Genomic DNA, 18,846 nt, shown 5'->3' with positions numbered 1-18,846 from the left:
TCGTTTACTCCCCCTCTCTCCTCGTTCGTTCTGTGAAAAATGAAGCCAGTTCGCCGAACGGCACGTTCGTTTGTTCGCCGCTCGCCATCTCCTTGACGGTCGCGATTTGTTTGTCGAGCTCTTCATCGCCAATCATGACGACAAACGCTGCTTTGAGGCGGTCGGCTGCTTTCAGCTGCGCCTTCAGTTTTCGGCCGACATAGTCTTGATCAACGCGCAAGCCGGCACGGCGCAATTCATAGACGAGGCGGATCGCTTCCTCTTTTGCCCGTTCGCCGAGCGCAGCCACATAGCAATCGATCCCTTCGCCGGTCGGAAGCTCCACCCCCTCCGCCTCCAGCGCTGCGAGCAGCCGTTCGATGCTTAACGCAAAACCGATCCCCGGCATTTCCGGCCCGCCGATTTCCTCGACAAGCCCATTGTAGCGCCCGCCGCCGCACAGCGTCGCGGCTGCGCCAAACCCTTCCGCTTCGCTCATAATTTCAAATGTCGTATGGTTGTAATAATCAAGCCCGCGCACCAACCGCGAATCGATGACAAACGGAAGGCCAAGCATGGCCAAATAGTGTTTCACCTTCTCAAAATACGCGCGTGATTCATCATTCAAGTAATCCAAAATCGACGGCGCCGTCGCCATCAGTTCATGATCGCGGTCCTTTTTGCAGTCGAGAATGCGGAGCGGATTCGTCTCGAGCCGCGTCTGACAATCGGCACACAGTTCATGGATGCGCCCCGAAAAATGGCGCACGAGCGCCTCGCGATGCGCCCGGCGGCTGTCAAGGTCGCCCAAGCTGTTGATGACAAGCCGGATCCGTTTTAAGCCAAGCGCTTCGTAAATATGCATCGCCAGCGCCATGACCTCGGCATCAATGGCCGGATCGCTGCTGCCAATCGCTTCGACGCCAAACTGAACGAATTGGCGGAACCGCCCGGCTTCCGGCCGCTCGTAGCGGAACATCGGCCCGCTGTAATACAGTTTCAGCGGCTGGTTCGGGCTGCCGTACAGCTTATGCTCGACGAACGCCCGCACGACCGGCGCCGTGCCTTCCGGGCGGAGCGTGAGCGCACGCCCTCCCTTGTCCTCAAACGTATACATCTCTTTTTGGACGATATCGGTCGTATCACCGACGCCGCGCAAAAACAGTTCGGTATGTTCAAAAATCGGCGTCCGAATTTCCCGATATCCGTACCGGGAACATAATTCGCGGGCGACTTGCTCCACGTACTGCCATTTTTCGCTGTCTCCCGGCAAAATATCTTGCGTTCCTCTTGGAATTTGAAACGCCATGCGGATCCTCCTTTTGCTCAAAATAAAAACGCCCTGATCCCTTGATAGGGACGAGAGCGTCATTCCCGCGGTGCCACCCTAATTGAAGCCATCCGGCTTCCGCTTGTCGCCGCTAACGCCAGGCGCGCGTTCCCTTTTACTGACGCCACGCGCGTTCAAAGGGAAACCTACGGAGTGTCTTTCGCTAAGCCATCATGGAGAAACGCTTCCAGCCTAAGGCGTTTCCTCTCTGGCCATGTGGGTCTTACCTACTTCTCTCCATCATCGGTTGTCCACTATCACCCATCTGAATTGTAATTTTATATTACGGAGAAAGCGGACCGTTTGTCAAGCCGCCTTGAAAAAAAGCGTCCCGCCGCTTGGCCGGCCTTTGATGCAAAAGAAGGCGCCCCGCCTTGGCGGGACGCCGTGGTCGCCTTAATGGCGAATCAAATAATCAAATGCGCTTAACGCCGCCGTCGCTCCGGAGCCCATCGAAATAATGATTTGCTTGTAGGCGCTGTCCGTGCAGTCGCCTGCGGCAAAGACGCCTTCAACGTTGGTCGCGCCGCGCTTGTCGACGATGATTTCGCCGAAGCGGTTCCGTTCCACTGTTCCTTCAAGCCACTCTGTATTCGGCACGAGGCCGATTTGCACGAACACGCCTTGCAGCTCGATATGGTGTTCTTGCCCTGTCGCCCGGTCGACGTACGTCAAGCCGTTCACCTTATCCGTGCCAGTGATTTCCGTCGTTTGCGCGTTTTTGATCACCGTCACATTCGGCAAGCTGTACAGCCGATCTTGCAAAACGGCGTCGGCTTTCAGTTCCGGTGCGAACTCCAACAGCGTCACGTGGCTGGCGATGCCGGCCAAGTCAATGGCCGCTTCCACGCCGGAGTTGCCGCCGCCGATGACCGCCACGTGCTTGCCTTCAAACAGCGGACCATCGCAATGCGGGCAGTAGGCGACGCCTTTGTTTTTGAACTCTTCCTCGCCCGGCACGCCAAGGTTGCGCCAACGGGCGCCCGTTGCAAGCACCACCGTTTTGCTTTTCAAAACGGCGCCGTTTTCCAGCTCCACTTCAATCAACTCTTTTTTCGCAAGCCGTTTGGCGCGCTGGATCATGATGTCGACATCGTACTGTTTGACATGCTCTTCGATGCTGGCCGCGAGCTTCGGCCCTTCCGTATATTTGACGCTGATGAAGTTTTCAATGCCGAGCGTATCCAAAATTTGCCCGCCAAAACGATCCGCAACGATGCCGGTGCGGATGCCTTTGCGCGCTGCATAAATGGCGGCTGTCGCACCCGCCGGGCCGCCGCCGACGACAAGCACATCAAACGGCTCTTTATCGGCAAACGACGCGGCATCCGGCTCGCTTCCTAGTTTCGCGAGAATGTCTTCAATCGACATGCGGCCGCTGGCGAACAGTTTGCCGTTTAAAAAGACGGTCGGCACGGCCATAATCCCTTTTTGTTCCACTTCATCCTTAAACGCCGCCCCGTCGATCATCGTATGCGAAATGTCGGGGTTCAGCACGCTCATGATGTTGAGCGCTTGAACAACGTCCGGGCAGTTATGGCACGTTAGGCTCACATACGTTTCAAAATGGTGTTTGCCCCGGATTTGTTGAATGCGGCGCACGACGTCTTCGCTCACTTTCGGCGGCCGCCCGCTCACTTGAAGCAGGGCCAGCACCAGCGAGGTAAACTCATGACCGAGCGGGACGCCGGCGAACGTGATGCCAGTGTTTTCGCCGACCCGGTTGACGCTGAAGCTCGGCGTGCGTTCAAGCCTTGCCTTTTCCACTTTGATTTTCGGCGACATGGACGTCAACTCATCGACTAAAGCAAGCATATCGCGGGAAACGTTGTCGTCTCCCGCGCTTACCGTCAAGACAATCTCATTTTCAAGCAATTGCAAATACTGAGCGAGTTGCGCCTTGATGTCAGCATCCAACAGCATCGCCCAAGCCCCCTTAAATTTTGCCGACGAGGTCCAGGCTTGGCTTCAGCGTTTCCGCCCCTTCTTTCCATTTCGCCGGGCAGACTTCACCCGGATGGTTGCGCACATATTGTGCCGCTTTAATTTTATCAATCAGCGTGCTGGCGTTGCGGCCGATGCCGTCTGCATTGATTTCCACCGCTTGAATGACGCCGTCTGGGTCAATGATGAACGTGCCGCGTTGCGCCAATCCTTGTTCTTCATCAAGCACATCAAACATGCGCGACAGTTGATGCGAAGGGTCGCCGATCATGACGTATTCGATTTTGCTGATGGCCGGCGATGTGTCGTGCCATGCTTTATGAGTAAAGTGCGTATCGGTCGAAACCGAGTACACTTCCACGCCGAGTTCTTTAAATGTCGCATAGTGGTCTTGCAAGTCTTCGAGCTCCGTCGGGCAGACGAATGTAAAGTCCGCCGGATAGAAGCAAACGATGCTCCATTTCCCCATGAAGTCTTGTTCTGTTACTTCGATGAATTCACCATTGTGATACGCTTGAGCGCGGAACGGCTGTACTTTTTTTCCTACGAGAGACATTGCTGCATCTACCTCCTGGAACTGTTATTTTATAATAATTTTAATTCGATACTTATTATCGTATAGAGGTGCACATTTGTCAATAGATACGCTCAAAGTTCCTTCCAGCCTCACCAGTGGACAACGTCAAGCAGCGTTCTGCAGCAGGAGCGCAACCTATGCCCCGTATGCGTTCTCTCCCACGTCCGCCGGCATCTTCTCAGAACCGCAGGAACAAAAGAGATGTTTTCTCCGCCGCTGTCCACCTATTACGGGCGAAGCGTTGCTTCCACCCACATGAAACATCACTGCAAAGAGACCGTTTTCCGTCCATTATGGGCGGAACAGCTGTTTTTTCAACATTTGTACATCTTTCGGCGCCACGCCGAATTCGGATGCCAACTCAAAGGCGCTATATTGAGCCTCGAGCCGCACCCATTCGTGAAAGTCAGCGGACAGCACATCGTTCGACCGGTGCGCCTGCTCGCCTCTGTTCGTTTGCCGCATTGCGCTCCTCCTTTCCCTTCGGATCAACCTGTTTTCATCATTCCCATTTCTTGCGGAAAATAAAAAAGAAACCGGGAAACTTCATCGGTTTCCCGGTTTCTCACTCGTGTCGATGATCAAAGTGACAGGCCCTTCGTTTGTGAGCGATACGTCCATCATCGCACCGAATACGCCGGTTTCCACATGGACGCCCCTTTCACGCAAGGCAGCATTGAACGCTTCATACAGCGGCAAGGCATGGTCGGGCTTTGCCGCCGCCATAAAGTTCGGGCGCCGGCCTTTTCGGCAGTCGCCATAAAGGGTGAACTGCGACACCGACAGCACCGCTCCGCCGACGTCAAGCAAGGAGCGGTTCATTTTTCCGTCTTCATCTTCAAAAATACGCAAATGAACGATTTTCTCAGCCAAATAGGCAGCATCGTCCTCTGTGTCCTCGTGTGTGACGCCAAGAAGGACGACAAGCCCGGCATCGATCGCTCCGACCGTCTCGCCGTCGACGGTGACTTTGGCCTCTTTCGCCCGCTGGATGACCGCTCTCACTCGCCTTCCTCCTTTCGCCGCCCTTAGTTGTTCATCAAGCGCTGAACGGAATAAATGTCGGGAATTTGCTTGATTCGTTCGACGACTTTTTGCAAGTGGCTCAAATTATGAATGGCGATCGTCATATGGATCGTCGCGATTTTATGTCGGTGGTCTGAGCGTCCCGAGACGGCGGAAATATCAGTGCGCGTTTCATTGATCGCCTGCAGCACCTCATTCAGCAAACCGCGGCGGTCAAATCCGGTGATCTCAATGTCTACGTTATACTCGCGCTCGCCGTTTGCCCCGCTTTCCCATTCTACGGCAATCAGCCGATCAGCGGCTTCTTCCGTTTTCACATTCGGACAGTCGGCGCGGTGGACGGAAATGCCGCGGCCGCGGGTAATGAAGCCGATAATTTCATCGCCCGGCACTGGATTGCAGCAGCGCGACAAACGGATGAGCAAGTTGTCCATTCCTTGGACGCGAATGCCACAGTCGCGTTTTTTTCCTGCCGGCAGCTTTGCCTCGGAAAACGCCTCGGCCAACTTGCGCTGCTGTTCCTCGAGATCGCGCTGCTTCCGCCATTTTTCCGTCAACCGATGGGCGATTTGCGCTGCTGTGATGCCATGATAACCGACCGCTGCATACATATCGTCTTCGTTCGAGAAGTTGAACTTTTCGGCGACGCGCTTCACGTTGTCGGCCGTCATCACTTCTTTCGGTTCAAAGCCGAGGCTTCGCACCTCTTTTTCCACCATCTCTTTGCCTTTTTCAATGTTTTCTTCGCGCCGCTGTTTTTTAAAAAATTGGCGGATTTTGTTGCGCGCCTGCGATGTTTTTGCCAGTTTCAGCCAATCTTGGCTTGGCCCGTACGAATGATTGGAAGTTAAAATTTCGACGATGTCGCCCGTTTGCAGCTTGTAGTCAAGCGGCACCATTTTGCCGTTCACTTTCGCCCCGATCGTCTTGTTGCCGATTTCCGAATGGATGCGGTAAGCGAAATCGATCGGCACCGATCCAGCCGGCAGCTCAATGACATCGCCCTTTGGCGTGAAAACGAACACCATGTCGGAAAACAGGTCCATCTTGAGCGATTCCATGAACTCTTCGGCATTGCTCGCATCGTTTTGCCATTCCAAAATTTCCCGAAACCAAGACAGCTTTTCTTCAAACGAGTTCGGCTTGATCGTCTTTCCTTCTTTGTACGCCCAGTGGGCGGCAATCCCGAATTCGGCGATTTGGTGCATTTCAAATGTGCGGATTTGCACCTCAAGCGGCTCGCCTTTTGGGCCGATCACCGTCGTATGGAGCGATTGGTACATGTTCGGCTTCGGCATGGCGATGTAGTCTTTGAACCGCCCCGGCATCGGCTTCCAGCACGTATGGATGATGCCGAGGACGGCATAACAGTCTTTGATGCTGTTGACGATGATGCGGACGGCGAGCAAGTCATAAATTTCGTTGAACTGTTTGTTTTGCATCACCATTTTTCGATAAATGCTGTAAATATGCTTTGGACGTCCAGAAATTTCGCACGGAATGTGCACTTCATTGAGCCGTTCGCGCACTTCTTGAATGACTTCTTCCAAGTATTGCTCACGCTCAGCCCGCTTTTTCTTCATTAAGTTGACGATGCGGTAGTACTGTTGCGGGTTTAAATAACGAAGCGCCGTATCCTCAAGCTCCCATTTGATTTTCGAAATGCCGAGCCGATGCGCAAGCGGGGCGAAAATTTCGAGCGTCTCGTTGGCAATGCGCCGCTGTTTTTCGGCCGGCAAATGTTTCAACGTCCGCATGTTGTGCAGCCGGTCGGCGAGCTTGATCAAAATAACCCGGATATCTTGCGCCATCGCCAAAAACATTTTCCGATGGTTTTCCGCCTGCTGTTCTTCCTGTGATTTATATTTAATTTTGCCGAGCTTCGTCACTCCGTCGACAAGCATCGCCACTTCCGGACCAAACTCGCGCTCGAGGTCTTCTTTTGTCGCCTCGGTGTCTTCGATGACATCATGCAAAAACCCGGCGGCGATCGTTGTCGCGTCCATCTTCAAGTCCACCAAAATGCCCGCGACTTGAATCGGGTGGATGATGTATGGTTCGCCCGATTTTCGGAACTGATCGCGGTGGGCATGCTTGGCAAACTCATACGCCTTTTTCAAAAAGGCGACGTCCTGCTCCGACAAATAGCAGCTCGCTCGTTCAAACACTTGCTCCGCTGTCAGCACTTGTTCATTGGCCATAGGGTTGAATCACCTTTTTAATCAATTAAAATTGAAGTTGCAAAGCACAGACGTCCGTTGCGTTCATAACGGTTAATAAGAAAGAGCACTCATGTGTGAGTGCCCCTTTTTTCTCTATTGTATCCGAAGAAGCGAACAATGTCGACTGTGTGAACTACCCGCCACCTGCACTTTGCGGAGAGGTGGAGGCTTCAAGCGACTTGTGCGTGTTCGCTGAACGGTAAGCCACACACCAAACCCCTTTACGCTTCCCTTCGTTCCGAAGTTGTCCATTCTAACTATATATATTATCATATTTGGCTGGCTATCGCCAACCGAAATGTATCTCCCACTTTCCTTTCGTTTCAAAGCGGGAGGCTTCTTTCGAAACTATGTTAAAACTGCATCAAGGTCAAAATATCGTATCCTTCCAACTTTTTGCGCCCGCCAAGCTCGGTGAGCTCAATCAAAAACGCCAATCCGGCCACCACTCCGCCGAGCTGTTCCACCAAATCGATCGTCGCCCGCATCGTCCCACCCGTCGCCAGCAAGTCGTCGGTGATCAACACGCGCTGTCCTGGCTTAATGGCATCTTTATGCATCGTCAAGACATCGGTTCCATATTCGAGGCCATACTCAACGCGGACGACTTCGCGCGGCAGCTTCCCTTCCTTGCGCACCGGCGCAAACCCGACGCCAAGCGCATAGGCGACCGGGCAACCGATGATAAAGCCGCGCGCTTCCGGACCAACGACGATGTCGATTTGTTTTTCGCGCGCATATTGAACAATTTGGTCGGTCGCGTATTTGTACGCCGGACCGTTGTCCATCAGCGTTGTAATATCTTTAAACATGATGCCCGGCTTCGGAAAATCGGGCACAATCGTAATGTATTGTTTTAAGTCCATGATACGTTTGCCTCCTCGTGCGTTTGCGAACGTGTCATTTCCGCCAAACAACGTTTCAATTGCTCGTAAGTGGAATAGACTAACTGATGCTCTGCCTCGAGCTCGTCCCGCCGGCGGCGATACGTCGGCGATTCGTGCAAATCGCGCTTCGCCGGCTGATGAACGAGCGAAATGACGCCGTTTTGTTCGCTAATAAAGTCAAGCTCTAAAAATACTTTGGCCATAAAATGAACCGTCTCTTCCGTCCAACCGCGGGCGCGGGCCAGCTCACCGCCGCGCTTGGCGAGCGGAAACGAACGGTGTCGATGCAAAAAGGCGTAAAACCATTTAAAATGGTCGCGCGTCGGAAACGTGCGGAAAAATTGCGCCTCGGGCTGAGCAAACACCGCGTAAATGCGCGCCGGCCGCCCGTTGCTAAGAAGCGCCGACAGCAAGGCCAGCCGCGGCGGCACGTCAAGCAGCACGACATAGCGGTCGTCAATCGATAAGGCACCCGCCTCTTCTTCGGTCAGCACACAATGAAGCTCCCCGCGAAATGGCGCCACGTCCGGGCGCTGCCCGGTTTCGCGGCGAAAGGAGACGACCAACCGCTTCTCTTTTGGCAACCGCTCAAGAAGAGGACGAACATCGCGGCAGCCGCGGACGTCAAACAGCTGGCAGTCGCTGACCGCCAGATCACACAACGATAGCTGTGGCTTGGCGAACCCGTTCCATTCGTTCACCGACAGCTCCCCAACCGCTGAAATGCGCGCATCCGGAGCGATTTCTTCACATAACGGCCCGAGACCGAAGCCGATGGCGTCGACCGCGGCCCCGTCTTGGGAAAAGACAGCTTTCATATGGGCTCCGTTCGCCCCGACGCGCCGCATGGTTTCAACCGACACCCCTTCAATGAGAACAAGCGGCCGCGGATTGCCGACGCCAAACGGAGCGAATCGCTCAAGGCCGCGGGCGACCGACAGCGTCAACTCAGCGATCGAACAGGAAGCATCAATGAATGTCGGCGGCGTAAAATCGTTCTCAGACAACGTTTCGGCGGCGATGGCGTTCAGCCGTTGACGCAACTCTTCCACATCATCAAGCGCCAGCGTCATCCCCGCCGCCATCGGATGGCCGCCAAAATGAGGCAACAAGTCGCGGCATTGCGACAAGCTGGCAAACAAGTCAAACCCGTGGATGCTGCGGGCCGACCCTTTGGCGATCCCTTTCTCCCGGTCGACCGAAAGCACGACCGCCGGGCGGTAAAACTGCTCGACAAGCTTGGAAGCGACAATGCCGACCACTCCGGCATTCCATCCTTCGCCTGCCACGACCAAAACGCGATGTTCCTCGGGAGGGAATTGGCGCCGCACCATGTCTGCCGCTTCCTCTGCAATTTGCGCCACAAGCTGTTGGCGTTCGCGGTTTAACTCGTCCATTTCTGCTGCCAGCTGCATCGCCTCGTCTTCATCATCGGTCATTAAGAGCGCCACCGCCGGATCCGCGCCGCCGAGACGCCCTGCTGCATTCAAGCGCGGGGCGATGACAAAGCCGACGGTCTGTTCATTGATGGTTGCTGCATCAAGGCGGCACTGCCGAAAAAGAGCGCGCAGCCCGACGCGCTTCGTCATGCGCAACGCTTCAAGCCCTTGCGCCGCCAAGAGGCGGTTTTCCCCAACGAGCGGCACCAAATCGGCGATCGTGCCAATGGCAGCCAAATCGAGCAAATGGCGCGGCACTCGCCCAAGCAAGGCATGGGCTACCTTAAATGCAACGCCGACGCCGGCTAAATCGCGAAACGGATATGTACTTCCCGGCAGCTTCGGATGAATGATCGCATGCGCCTCCGGCAGCGCCGGACCGGGCTCGTGGTGATCTGTGACGATGACATCCATCCCCCACTCGTTGGCGGCCGCAATCTCCTTGACCGCCGCAATCCCATTGTCGACGGTCACAATGACGGAAACGCCACGCTCTTTTGCGGCGCGAAACGCCGCCATGTTCGGACCGTATCCTTCCGTAAACCGGTTCGGAATGTAGAACTCGACCGATGCCCCCGCCTCCTTGAGAGCACTCACCATCACCGACGTGCTGCAAACGCCATCGGCATCGTAATCGCCGTATACCAACACGCGTTCACCCGCGTCAATCGCCCGCTTTAGACGCCGAATCGCTCGCTCCATCCCGTCAAGCAAAAACGGATCATGAAACGGTTGCTCAAGCGGATGGAGAAACGCCGCCGCCTCCGAGGCCGTCCGAACCCCGCGGCGGACGAGAAGCCTCGCCAATAAGGGCGTGATGCCGGCTTCCTCAGCCAGCCGCCTCACGGCCTGCTCATCGAGGCGCTCCACCTCCCAACGCGTTTTCGCTTTCAACATGTCTCCCACCTCAACTCTCCTTATTATACAAAAAGGAGAAAAGGGCAGGCAACGACGTTACGAGTTTTTTTCCGGATTGTACGGATTGATGTGGACCATGACATTGCGGACGCGCGGCAGCGTCAGCAGTTTTTCTTTCACCTTTTTTCCGATCTGGTGCCCCTCTTCGACCGTCAATCGCGGATCGACGGCGATTTTCAAATCGACGATGACGTAATGGCCGTGCTCGCGCGCATGCAGTTCATTGATTTGCCGCACATCGGGAACGGACAAGACCGCCTCGCGCAAATAGCCGGCCTCTTCCTCGTGAAGCACATGATCGATCGCGGTATGAACCGACTGGCGTCCAAGGTCCCATGCCATTTTCAGCACAAGCAGCGAGACGAACAATCCGGCGAGCGGATCCGCGTATACAAGCCAGCCAATCTCCCATTTTCCGCCGACGATGGCGGCGCCGACGCCGATGAGCGCAGCAAACGATGAAAATACATCCGACCGGTGCTCATAGGCGTTGATGATCAGCGCATCGCTGTTTAGCTTTTTCCCGAGTCGATATTTATAGCGAAACATCGCTTCTTTGACAGCAATCGACAACAACAAGACGTAAATGGCGGCCGCTCCCGGCGGTGACAGCGGGGTGAAAAACGACAGAAACGCCGAGCGCCCGATCTCGAGCCCAACGAGAAATAGAAGGACCGCCACAATAATGGCGGCGATGGATTCCGCTTTTCCATGCCCATACGGATGATCCTCATCCGGCGGGCGCGCGGCGGCCCGCAGTCCGACCCAAACGGCGAACGAACCGGCCACGTCGGACGCTGAATGAGCGGCATCGGCGATCAGTGCTCGGCTTTGGCTCCACACGCCGACCGCCGCCTTGACGGCGGATAGCGCCATATTGCCAACAATGCCGACCATCGCCGCCGTTTTTGCCTGCCTGAATCGCTGTTCGTTTTCCATGTCCATTCCTCACCTTTCTGTCTGACAGCCCCGCGTGTTGTCCATATTGCCTCGAATGTTAGTGTATCCATTTTCTATTTACAGCATTGATGGCAAGAAAAAAGCGCTGGAAAAAACGTCCCCACTTTTCCAGCGCCGCCATTACACCTGCGGTTCAGCCTCGGCCGCCGCTTTTTTGGCTCCTTTTCCTTTTTTAAGCTCCTGGCCCTTCCAAACAACCCAAAGCTGTGAAGCGATGCAAAGCGACGAATAGACGCCGCACACAAGCCCAACAAGCAGAGCGAGGTTGAAATTGCGGATGGCCTCGCTGCCAAAGAGGAGCAACGCGATGACCGTAAACAAGACGGTCAATACCGTGTTGACCGAGCGTGTAAATGTTTGCTGCAACGCCCGGTTGACGATATGTTTCAAGTCGTCGATCGTTTTCACTTTCCGCTTTTTCATTAAATCCCGGATGCGGTCAAACGTGACAATCGTGTCGTTGATCGAATAACCGATGATCGTCAGCACTGCAGCGATGAATGTCAAATCAACCTCAAGGCGCGTCAAGCTGAACACGGTGACAATGAAAAAGGCGTCATGCAACAGAGCGACGATCGCCGCCAGCGCCATCCGCCACTCAAAGCGGATCGTCACGTAAAGAATGATGCCGATCGAGGAAATCAGCACAGCAATAAGCGCATTGCGGGCGAGCTGCTTGCCGACGACCGGCGAGACGGTGCTGATGTTCGGTTCGCTTCCGTATACTTGCTTCAATTCATTTTTCAGCTTGGCAATTTCTTGCTTATCGAGCACGCCAATCAAACGGACGACGCCTGTTTTCCCGTCCGTGCCGGATAAAACGACATCCTCCGGCTTGTAGCCGAGCCGCTCGAAATAGCCGCTCAGTTCCTTGGCGTCGATCGGCTGGTTGCTCGTCACCTCAACGCGCGTTCCGCTCGTGAAGTCAATGCCGAGATTCAGCCCCATCGCGAACAACGAGATAACGCCAGCGATCGTCAAGACGCTGGAAAATACGAAAAACTTTTTGCTATGTTTGACAAAATCCCAGTGGTCAAACTTCGTCGGCACTTCCGTTTCCTCGGTCGTTTCCGCAATGTTTAAGATTTCTGACTTCTTGACGCCGAACCACTCCGGCTTTTTATCGAACCAACGGCTTGACACAAGCAGGCCGAGCAACAGCCGCGTGCCGTAAACGGCGGTGAGGAAGCTGACGACGATGCTGATGATGAGCGTCGTCGCAAATCCTTTCACCGAGCTTGTCCCATAAATAAAAAGGACAGCACCGGCGATGATCGTTGTAAGGTTGGCGTCAAAAATCGTCGCAAACGACCCGCGGTTGCCGGCGCGGAACGCCGACAGCATCGACTTGCCGAGCTTGAGCTCCTCTTTGATCCGTTCGTACGTAATAATGTTGGCATCGACCGCCATCCCAACCCCTAAAATAAGGGCAGCAATGCCCGGCAGTGTCATGACAACATTCATCCAATCAAACAACAGCAAAATCAAATAAATGTACACTGACAGCGTAATGACGGCAATGATCCCGGGAAGCCGGTAAAACCAAATCATGAACAAGAAGATCGCCGCCACGCCGATGATGCCGGCCAATACCGTTTTTTGCAGGGCGTTTTTTCCAAACTGAGCACCGACGGAGGTGGAGTAAATTTCATGCAGCTCAACCGGCAGCGCGCCGGCATTGAGCAAATCAGCCAGCTGCTGGGCTTCTTTGACCGTAAAATTGCCGACGATCGACACATCCGTCTGATTGAACACTTGATTGACCGAAGCGGCGGAAATAAATTTCGGATCGGCTTTGCCCGCTTCTTTCCGGTAGGAATCCACTCCTTCTTTAAAATCAAGCCAAATGACTAAAATGTTGTTTGGCGGCCCCATTTTATATACTTTTTCCGTCACTTGACGGAATTTGTCGGCGTCTTTCAATTTCAGAGCGACGCTTGGCCGGCCGTTTTCATCAAACGACAGCTTCGCTCCGCCTTGGACGAGGTCGCTCCCGTCCATAAGCACGTTGTCATTGACGTCGCGGAACGTCAATTTCGCCTGTGTGGACAAAATTTCGCGCGCCTCATTTTGGTCTTTCACTCCAGCGAGCTGGACGCGGATGCGGTTTCCTCCCTCGATGTCAACGCGCGGCTCGCTGACGCCAAGGACGTTGATCCGTTTATTCAGCGCGCTGACGGTGCTTTGCAGCGTCTCTTGGTCAATCTTGTCGCCCTTTTTGGCCGGCTTCACTTCATACAGCACTTCAAAACCGCCTTGCAAGTCAAGGCCCAGTTTGATGTTATGTACAATTCCTTGAACCGTCGGCCCCATCACTCCGGCGAACAAAAGCAGGAGCAGAAAAAAGGCGACGATGCGGCTTCGTTTTACCATTTCTCCTTAAGATCCTCCTTCAACTTGCCTCGGCGCCGTCCGCTATAGCACCAAGCAAAACATTACCCTCGCCTTCCATTATGAAACAGCAGCCGGCCAGTGTCAATTTTCGGCTATAACAATTCCTTTAAAACCCACTCCAGCTCATCATCGCCGGCCGCCTGTTGTTTATACGAACGCATCGTCAAAAATGTCATATACTCGCCCGGCGAAAGAGAGAAAATGTCGCTGACCAACTCATGCAGCCTCTTTTCCGCCGGCCGATGTTTCCACTTGCGAGAACATAAGCATTCCCACAGTCCATCCATCGTCACTTGTGTATAGCCGAGCAGACGAAACTCGTCATACTTGCACTCAAGTGCTGGCATGAGTTGTTCGCGCAGCTTTCGGTTTTCATCCATCCCCCATCCCCCCTCATATCCAGTGCCGCCGGCCAATCTTGTCATGCTTGGCCATGGGCCTTGCATATATTGTATAAAAGATGGAGGCATTTGAGAAGGCAGGGGGAGAAAATGTCTAAATTTTTACAAGGTACGGTCATTTTAATCGCTGCTGGTTTTGTTACGAAAATCCTCGGCTTTATCAACCGAATTGTCATCGCCCGCATGATCGGCGATGAAGGAGTTGGGCTGTACATGATGGCCGTGCCAACGCTCGTTTTGGCCATTACCGCGACGCAGATCGGTCTGCCGGTCGCCATTTCGAAACTCGTCGCCGAAGCGGAGGCAGCCGGCGATCGGCAACGAGTGAAAAAGATTCTCGTCGTGTCGCTGGCTACCACGGGCGCGTTAAGCGTCGTGCTCCTGCCGATGCTCATCGCCGCCGCGCCGTGGCTTTCGCGGACGATGTTTACCGACCCGCGCACGTACTATCCGCTCCTTGCCATCGCTCCGGTCGTGCCGATCGTCGCCATCTCTTCGGTGCTGCGCGGCTACTTTCAAGGGCGTCAGCAAATGAAACCGTACGCCTATTCGCTCTTGTTGGAACAAATCGTCCGCATCAGCTTGATCGCCTTATGCACACGGCCGCTTTTGCCGTATGGCGTGGAGTATGCCGCCGCCGGCGCCATGGCATCTTCCGTTCTCGGCGAGTTGGCATCGTTACTGTATTTGCTGTTTTTATTTAAGGTGAAAAAATCGATTCCCCTGCGGACAAAGTTTTTTCACTACGTCCAAGCCGGCAAAGAAACGTTCGTCCGCCTCATGCGCATTGCCTTGCCGACGACCGGCGGTCGTTTGATCGGCTCGCTTTCTTGGTTTTTTGAGCCAATCGTCGTCGCCAACAGCTTGGCGTTGGCCGGCGTCGCCGCCTCCACTGCCACGAAGCAATACGGACAGCTTGTCGGCTACGCGCTGCCGTTATTGACGTTGCCATCGTTTATTACGTACGCGCTCTCGACTGCACTTGTGCCGGCCATCAGCGAAGCGATGGCACAAAATAAGCTGCTTTTGGTCGAATACCGGATCACCCAGGCGATGCGCTTGTCGCTTGTCACCGGCGGTTTTTCCACTGTTATTCTCTACTTGTTCGCCGAACCGCTTATGCGCTGGATGTACGGCACAGAGGAAGCGGCGATCTTCATCCAAGTCATGGCGCCGTTTTTCTTGCTTTACTATTTCCAAGGCCCGCTGCAAGCTATTTTGCAAGGGCTCGACTTAGCAAACGCCGCCATGACGAACAGCTTGATCGGAGCGATGGTGAAGCTCGCGTGCATCTTCGTCCTTGCTTCCCGTCCAAGTTTGGGCATTATGGGGGCGGCGCTGGCGACTGCAGTCAGCACCGTTCTTGTGACACTGCTTCACTTTGCCACGGTCGTCAAGGCAGTGTCGTTTTCCATCGATGGGCGCGAGTACATCAAAGCGCTTGGCGCCATCATCGCCGCTGGCGCAGTCGGCTATGCGCTCTTCCGCCATCCGCTTTTGGCCGTGCCCGCACCATTTTGGACGCTGCTTGCCATGGCCGCGACAGCCGCCCTATATGCCGCCTGCCTCATTCTGTTCCGGCTCATCCGGCGCGAAGAGCTCGTCTACCTTCCGGGGCTGCACTGGCTGGCCGGCAAAAACAAGCGAAAATAAACGTCTAAACCTGTCCGGTGGCGAATATATTGTGGTAAAAAGCGTTTTGGCCAAGGAGGGATTGCGGTGTCACGGCTTGGCAGCGCACTGGTGTATGGAATCGCTACAGTTTTTATGTTGGCGGCGCTCGTCAGCTTCATTTTTTCGTTGTTGCTGAAATGGACGGACATTCACGAATCGTCGCTCACCTGGATCATATTTGCCGCCTCAGTCGTCTCGCTGTTTATCGGCGGTGTCGTCGCCGGCGGAAAAAACCAAGAAAAAGGATGGCTCGCTGGCGGTCTGACCGGCCTCTTATTTACGGCGATCATCTTTTCATTTCAATTTCTTGGCATGGAAAAATCGTTTACCGTCGAACAATGGCTGTACCACCTTGTCTTTTTCGCCGCCGCTTCCTTGGGCGGCATCGTCGGGGTCAATTTGTCATCGTCGCGCCATGAACGGACGTAAAAACGACAAACCGGTGCAAAAGCAAAAGGTGTCCTCAAAGCAAACAGGACACCTTTTGTGATGGACGCAGCGCGATGGTTAAGAAGCGAAACCGCGTCTCGCTCGCGCTTTTCGCGCCGCCGTTCAAATCGGCGCCCGACTTGGGCGTCGATGGCCGCGCTTTCGCTACGCCTTGCTTTCCGCCACCACTTCTCTCACCGCGGAGCGGTCGAACGTCAGCCGCGTGCCGTCGCCGGCGCGAACGATGATTTTGTCCTCATCGACTGAGTCGATGATGCCGTGCAATCCGCCGATCGTGATGATTTTATCGCCTTTTTTCAAATTCGCCTGCATTTGTTGGATGGCGCGTTGCCGTTTTTGCTGCGGACGAATGAGCAAAAAGTAGAAAATCACAAAAAACAGCACAATCGGCAATAAATTGGCGATGGTCGCGTTCATGCAATCCCCCCTCCTTTCCGGTCGTCAAAAGTTTTTTGCATTCGGCTTATTGAAGCCGTAGCGTTCGAAAAATTCCTCGCGGAAATCGGCGAGCCGATCTTCGCGGATCGCTTGTCTCACCTGCTTCATCAATTTTATCAAAAAATAGACGTTATGGTAAGACGTGAGGCGGATGCCAAAGGTTTCATCACATTTGATGAGATGGCGGATGTACGCGCGCGTATAGTTCCGGCACGTGTAGCAGTCGCAGTTCGGATCGAGCGGCGAGAAGTCGCGGGCGTACTGGGCGTTTTTGATCACCACCCGCCCTTCGCTCGTCATCACGGTGCCGTTGCGGCCGATGCGCGTCGGCAGCACGCAGTCGAACATGTCGATGCCGCGGATCGCCCCGTCGATGAGCGAATCCGGGGAACCGACGCCCATTAAATAACGAGGCTTGTCCGCCGGCAGAAGCGGCGTCGTAAACTCGAGCACCCGATTCATGACCTCTTTCGGCTCGCCGACCGACAACCCGCCGACCGCATAGCCAGGGAAGTCGAGCGACACTAAATCGCGGGCGCTTTGTCGGCGCAGTTCTTCGTATTCACCGCCTTGGACAATGCCAAACAGCCCTTGCTCCTTCGGACGGCGGTGCGCTTTCAAGCAGCGTTCCGCCCAACGGCTCGTCCGTTCGACCGATTGTTTCATATATTCATACGTCGCCGGATACGGCGGGCATTCGTCAAACGCCATGATGATGTCAGCGCCTAGTGCATTCTGAATTTCCGTCGCTTTTTCCGGCGACAAAAACAGCTTGTCGCCGTTTAAATGGTTGCGGAAATAGACGCCGTCCTCCTCAATGCGGCGGAATTCGCTGAGGCTGAACACTTGAAAGCCGCCGGAGTCCGTCAAAATGCCGCGATCCCAGTTCATAAACGCATGCAGCCCGCCCGCTTCCGCCACAATGTCATGCCCCGGCCGCAGCCAAAGATGATAGGTGTTGCTTAAAATGACGCCGGCCCCCATTTCTTTCAATTCTTCCGGCGACAACGTCTTGACCGTCGCAAGCGTGCCGACCGGCATAAACATCGGCGTTTCAAACGAGCCGTGCGGCGTATGGAGAATGCCAAGACGTGCGCCCGTCTGCCGGCACGTTTTGATCAGTTCAAAGCGAATCGGTGTCGTCAACGTGTGGCTCTCCTTTCTCAAATGATGAGCATCGCATCACCGAAGCTGAAAAAGCGGTACCGCTCTTTGACCGCGACTTCATACGCGTGCAAAATGTTTTCACGCCCGGCGAGCGCGCTCACGAGCATGATGAGCGTCGATTTCGGCAGATGGAAGTTCGTCACCAGCCCATCAATGCCTTTGAACTCATAGCCCGGATAGATGAAAATGTCGGTCCAGCCGCTTTCCGCGACAAACCGGCCGTTATGTTTGCCGGCGATCGTCTCGAGCGTCCGTGTCGACGTCGTACCGACGGCAATGATGCGGCCGCCCTGCCCCCGAACGCGGTTTAACGTCTCCGCTGTTTCTTCACTCATTTGGTAAAACTCGGCATGCATATCGTGCTTTTCGACTTCGTCCACTTGCACCGGCCGGAACGTGCCAAGGCCGACATGAAGCGTAATGAAGACGATCTGCACCCCTTTTTCGCGAATGGCATCAAGCAGCTCTTCGGTGAAATGCAAACCAGCGGTCGGCGCCGCCGCCGAACCGATTTCGCGGGCGTAAACCGTCTGATATCGTTCTGGGTCGTCAAGCTTTTCTTTAATGTACGGGGGCAGCGGCATCTCCCCAAGTTCAGCCAATACTTCATAAAACACGCCATCATACGAAAACTCGAGCACTCGCCCTCCATGTTCAAGCGTATCGAGGCAGACCGCTTCCAGCTTCCCGCCGCCAAAGGTGAGCTTCGTCCCCGGCTTGACCCGTTTGCCCGGCTTGACGAGCGTTTCCCAACGGTCGCCATCAAGCTGCTTTAAGAGCAGCACTTCAACCGTTCCGCCTGTTTCCGCTTTTTCCCCATAAAGACGCGCCGGCATGACGCGCGTATCATTTAAGACGAGGCAATCGCCCGGATTCAAGTACGAAATAATGTTGCGAAATGTTTCATGGCGGATGGCGCCGGTGCGTTTATCAAGCACCATCAGCCTCGACGCCGCCCGGTCTGGAAGCGGCGTTTGCGCGATCAATTCTTCCGGCAAATGGAAATCAAACAAATCGACTTTCATAAACGTCTCCTTCCT

General features: G+C 54.7%; 16 protein-coding genes and 1 other annotated feature. Of the genes, 2 read left to right on the top strand and 14 right to left on the bottom strand.

Annotation, left to right across the window (positions count from 1 at the left end):
- Positions 1-4 precede the first annotated feature (4 nt).
- The 11 genes from hisS to N685_RS0110175 form a co-directional block, all read right to left on the bottom strand.
- Positions 5-1,288, bottom strand: coding sequence for a histidine--tRNA ligase (gene hisS, locus N685_RS0110225; RefSeq protein ID WP_031408070.1), 1,284 nt, complete (start codon positions 1,286-1,288; stop codon positions 5-7).
- A gap of 43 nt (positions 1,289-1,331) precedes the next feature.
- Positions 1,332-1,562: a binding site (T-box leader), on the bottom strand.
- A gap of 143 nt (positions 1,563-1,705) precedes the next feature.
- Positions 1,706-3,232, bottom strand: coding sequence for an alkyl hydroperoxide reductase subunit F (gene ahpF / locus N685_RS0110220; RefSeq protein ID WP_031408068.1), 1,527 nt, complete (start codon positions 3,230-3,232; stop codon positions 1,706-1,708).
- Positions 3,233-3,245: 13 nt separating this feature from the next.
- A complete protein-coding gene (gene ahpC, locus N685_RS0110215) occupies positions 3,246-3,809 on the bottom strand; it encodes an alkyl hydroperoxide reductase subunit C (RefSeq protein ID WP_011232052.1) in 564 nt (187 codons plus the stop codon).
- Positions 3,810-4,121: 312 nt separating this feature from the next.
- Entirely contained in the window at positions 4,122-4,295 is a 174-nt protein-coding gene (locus N685_RS19790; RefSeq protein ID WP_033842330.1) for a hypothetical protein, read from the bottom strand.
- 81 nt (positions 4,296-4,376) lie between these two features.
- Positions 4,377-4,835 (bottom strand): D-aminoacyl-tRNA deacylase, encoded by a 459-nt coding sequence (gene dtd / locus N685_RS0110205; RefSeq protein ID WP_031408064.1) that lies wholly within the window; start codon positions 4,833-4,835, stop codon positions 4,377-4,379.
- Positions 4,836-4,858: 23 nt separating this feature from the next.
- Positions 4,859-7,057: a RelA/SpoT family protein gene (locus tag N685_RS0110200; protein WP_031408062.1), complete on the bottom strand. Its 2,199-nt coding sequence runs from the start codon at positions 7,055-7,057 to the stop codon at positions 4,859-4,861.
- A 374-nt stretch (positions 7,058-7,431) separates the two neighbouring features.
- A complete protein-coding gene (locus N685_RS0110195) occupies positions 7,432-7,944 on the bottom strand; it encodes an adenine phosphoribosyltransferase (RefSeq protein WP_013144641.1) in 513 nt (170 codons plus the stop codon).
- Positions 7,935-10,301: a single-stranded-DNA-specific exonuclease RecJ gene (recJ, locus tag N685_RS0110190; RefSeq protein ID WP_031408060.1), complete on the bottom strand. Its 2,367-nt coding sequence runs from the start codon at positions 10,299-10,301 to the stop codon at positions 7,935-7,937. Before recJ ends, N685_RS0110195 begins: the two co-directional genes overlap by 10 nt.
- A gap of 57 nt (positions 10,302-10,358) precedes the next feature.
- Positions 10,359-11,261 (bottom strand): cation diffusion facilitator family transporter, encoded by a 903-nt coding sequence (locus N685_RS0110185; protein ID WP_031408058.1) that lies wholly within the window; start codon positions 11,259-11,261, stop codon positions 10,359-10,361.
- Between the two features lie 141 nt (positions 11,262-11,402).
- Positions 11,403-13,655, bottom strand: a complete 2,253-nt coding sequence (gene secDF, locus N685_RS0110180) for a protein translocase subunit SecDF (protein WP_031408056.1) — start codon at positions 13,653-13,655, stop codon at positions 11,403-11,405.
- 113 nt (positions 13,656-13,768) lie between these two features.
- The gene (locus N685_RS0110175) at positions 13,769-14,056 is read right to left on the bottom strand and encodes a post-transcriptional regulator (protein WP_031408054.1); all 288 of its coding nucleotides are present in this window, start codon (positions 14,054-14,056) and stop codon (positions 13,769-13,771) included.
- Positions 14,057-14,167: 111 nt separating this feature from the next.
- Here N685_RS0110175 and spoVB point away from each other — a divergent pair, with 111 nt between their 5' ends.
- Together spoVB and N685_RS0110165 are read left to right on the top strand one after the other, a co-directional pair.
- Positions 14,168-15,730, top strand: a complete 1,563-nt coding sequence (spoVB, locus tag N685_RS0110170; protein ID WP_031408052.1) for a stage V sporulation protein B — start codon at positions 14,168-14,170, stop codon at positions 15,728-15,730.
- Positions 15,731-15,796: 66 nt separating this feature from the next.
- Positions 15,797-16,180 carry a TIGR04086 family membrane protein gene (locus tag N685_RS0110165; RefSeq protein WP_031408050.1) on the top strand — a complete coding sequence of 128 codons (384 nt, stop codon included), beginning with the start codon at positions 15,797-15,799 and terminating at the stop codon, positions 16,178-16,180.
- Positions 16,181-16,345: 165 nt separating this feature from the next.
- On the opposite strand, the gene yajC is transcribed toward N685_RS0110165, so the two are convergent.
- Genes yajC through queA form a run of 3 tightly spaced genes read right to left on the bottom strand, consistent with a single transcriptional unit; the run spans position 16,346 to position 18,831 of the window.
- A complete protein-coding gene (gene yajC, locus N685_RS0110160) occupies positions 16,346-16,618 on the bottom strand; it encodes a preprotein translocase subunit YajC (protein ID WP_013144634.1) in 273 nt (90 codons plus the stop codon).
- 24 nt (positions 16,619-16,642) lie between these two features.
- The gene (gene tgt / locus N685_RS0110155) at positions 16,643-17,785 is read right to left on the bottom strand and encodes a tRNA guanosine(34) transglycosylase Tgt (protein WP_031408047.1); all 1,143 of its coding nucleotides are present in this window, start codon (positions 17,783-17,785) and stop codon (positions 16,643-16,645) included.
- A gap of 17 nt (positions 17,786-17,802) precedes the next feature.
- Complete coding sequence (gene queA / locus N685_RS0110150; RefSeq protein WP_031408045.1) at positions 17,803-18,831, bottom strand: tRNA preQ1(34) S-adenosylmethionine ribosyltransferase-isomerase QueA; 1,029 nt, start codon at positions 18,829-18,831, stop codon at positions 17,803-17,805.
- Between the last annotated feature and the right edge of the window lie 15 nt (positions 18,832-18,846).

The sequence above is a fragment of the Geobacillus vulcani PSS1 genome (assembly GCF_000733845.1).
Taxonomy (GTDB): domain Bacteria; phylum Bacillota; class Bacilli; order Bacillales; family Anoxybacillaceae; genus Geobacillus; species Geobacillus vulcani.
The sequence above is the reverse complement of the archived record's forward strand: the minus strand, read 5'-3'. Positions and strand labels throughout refer to the sequence as shown.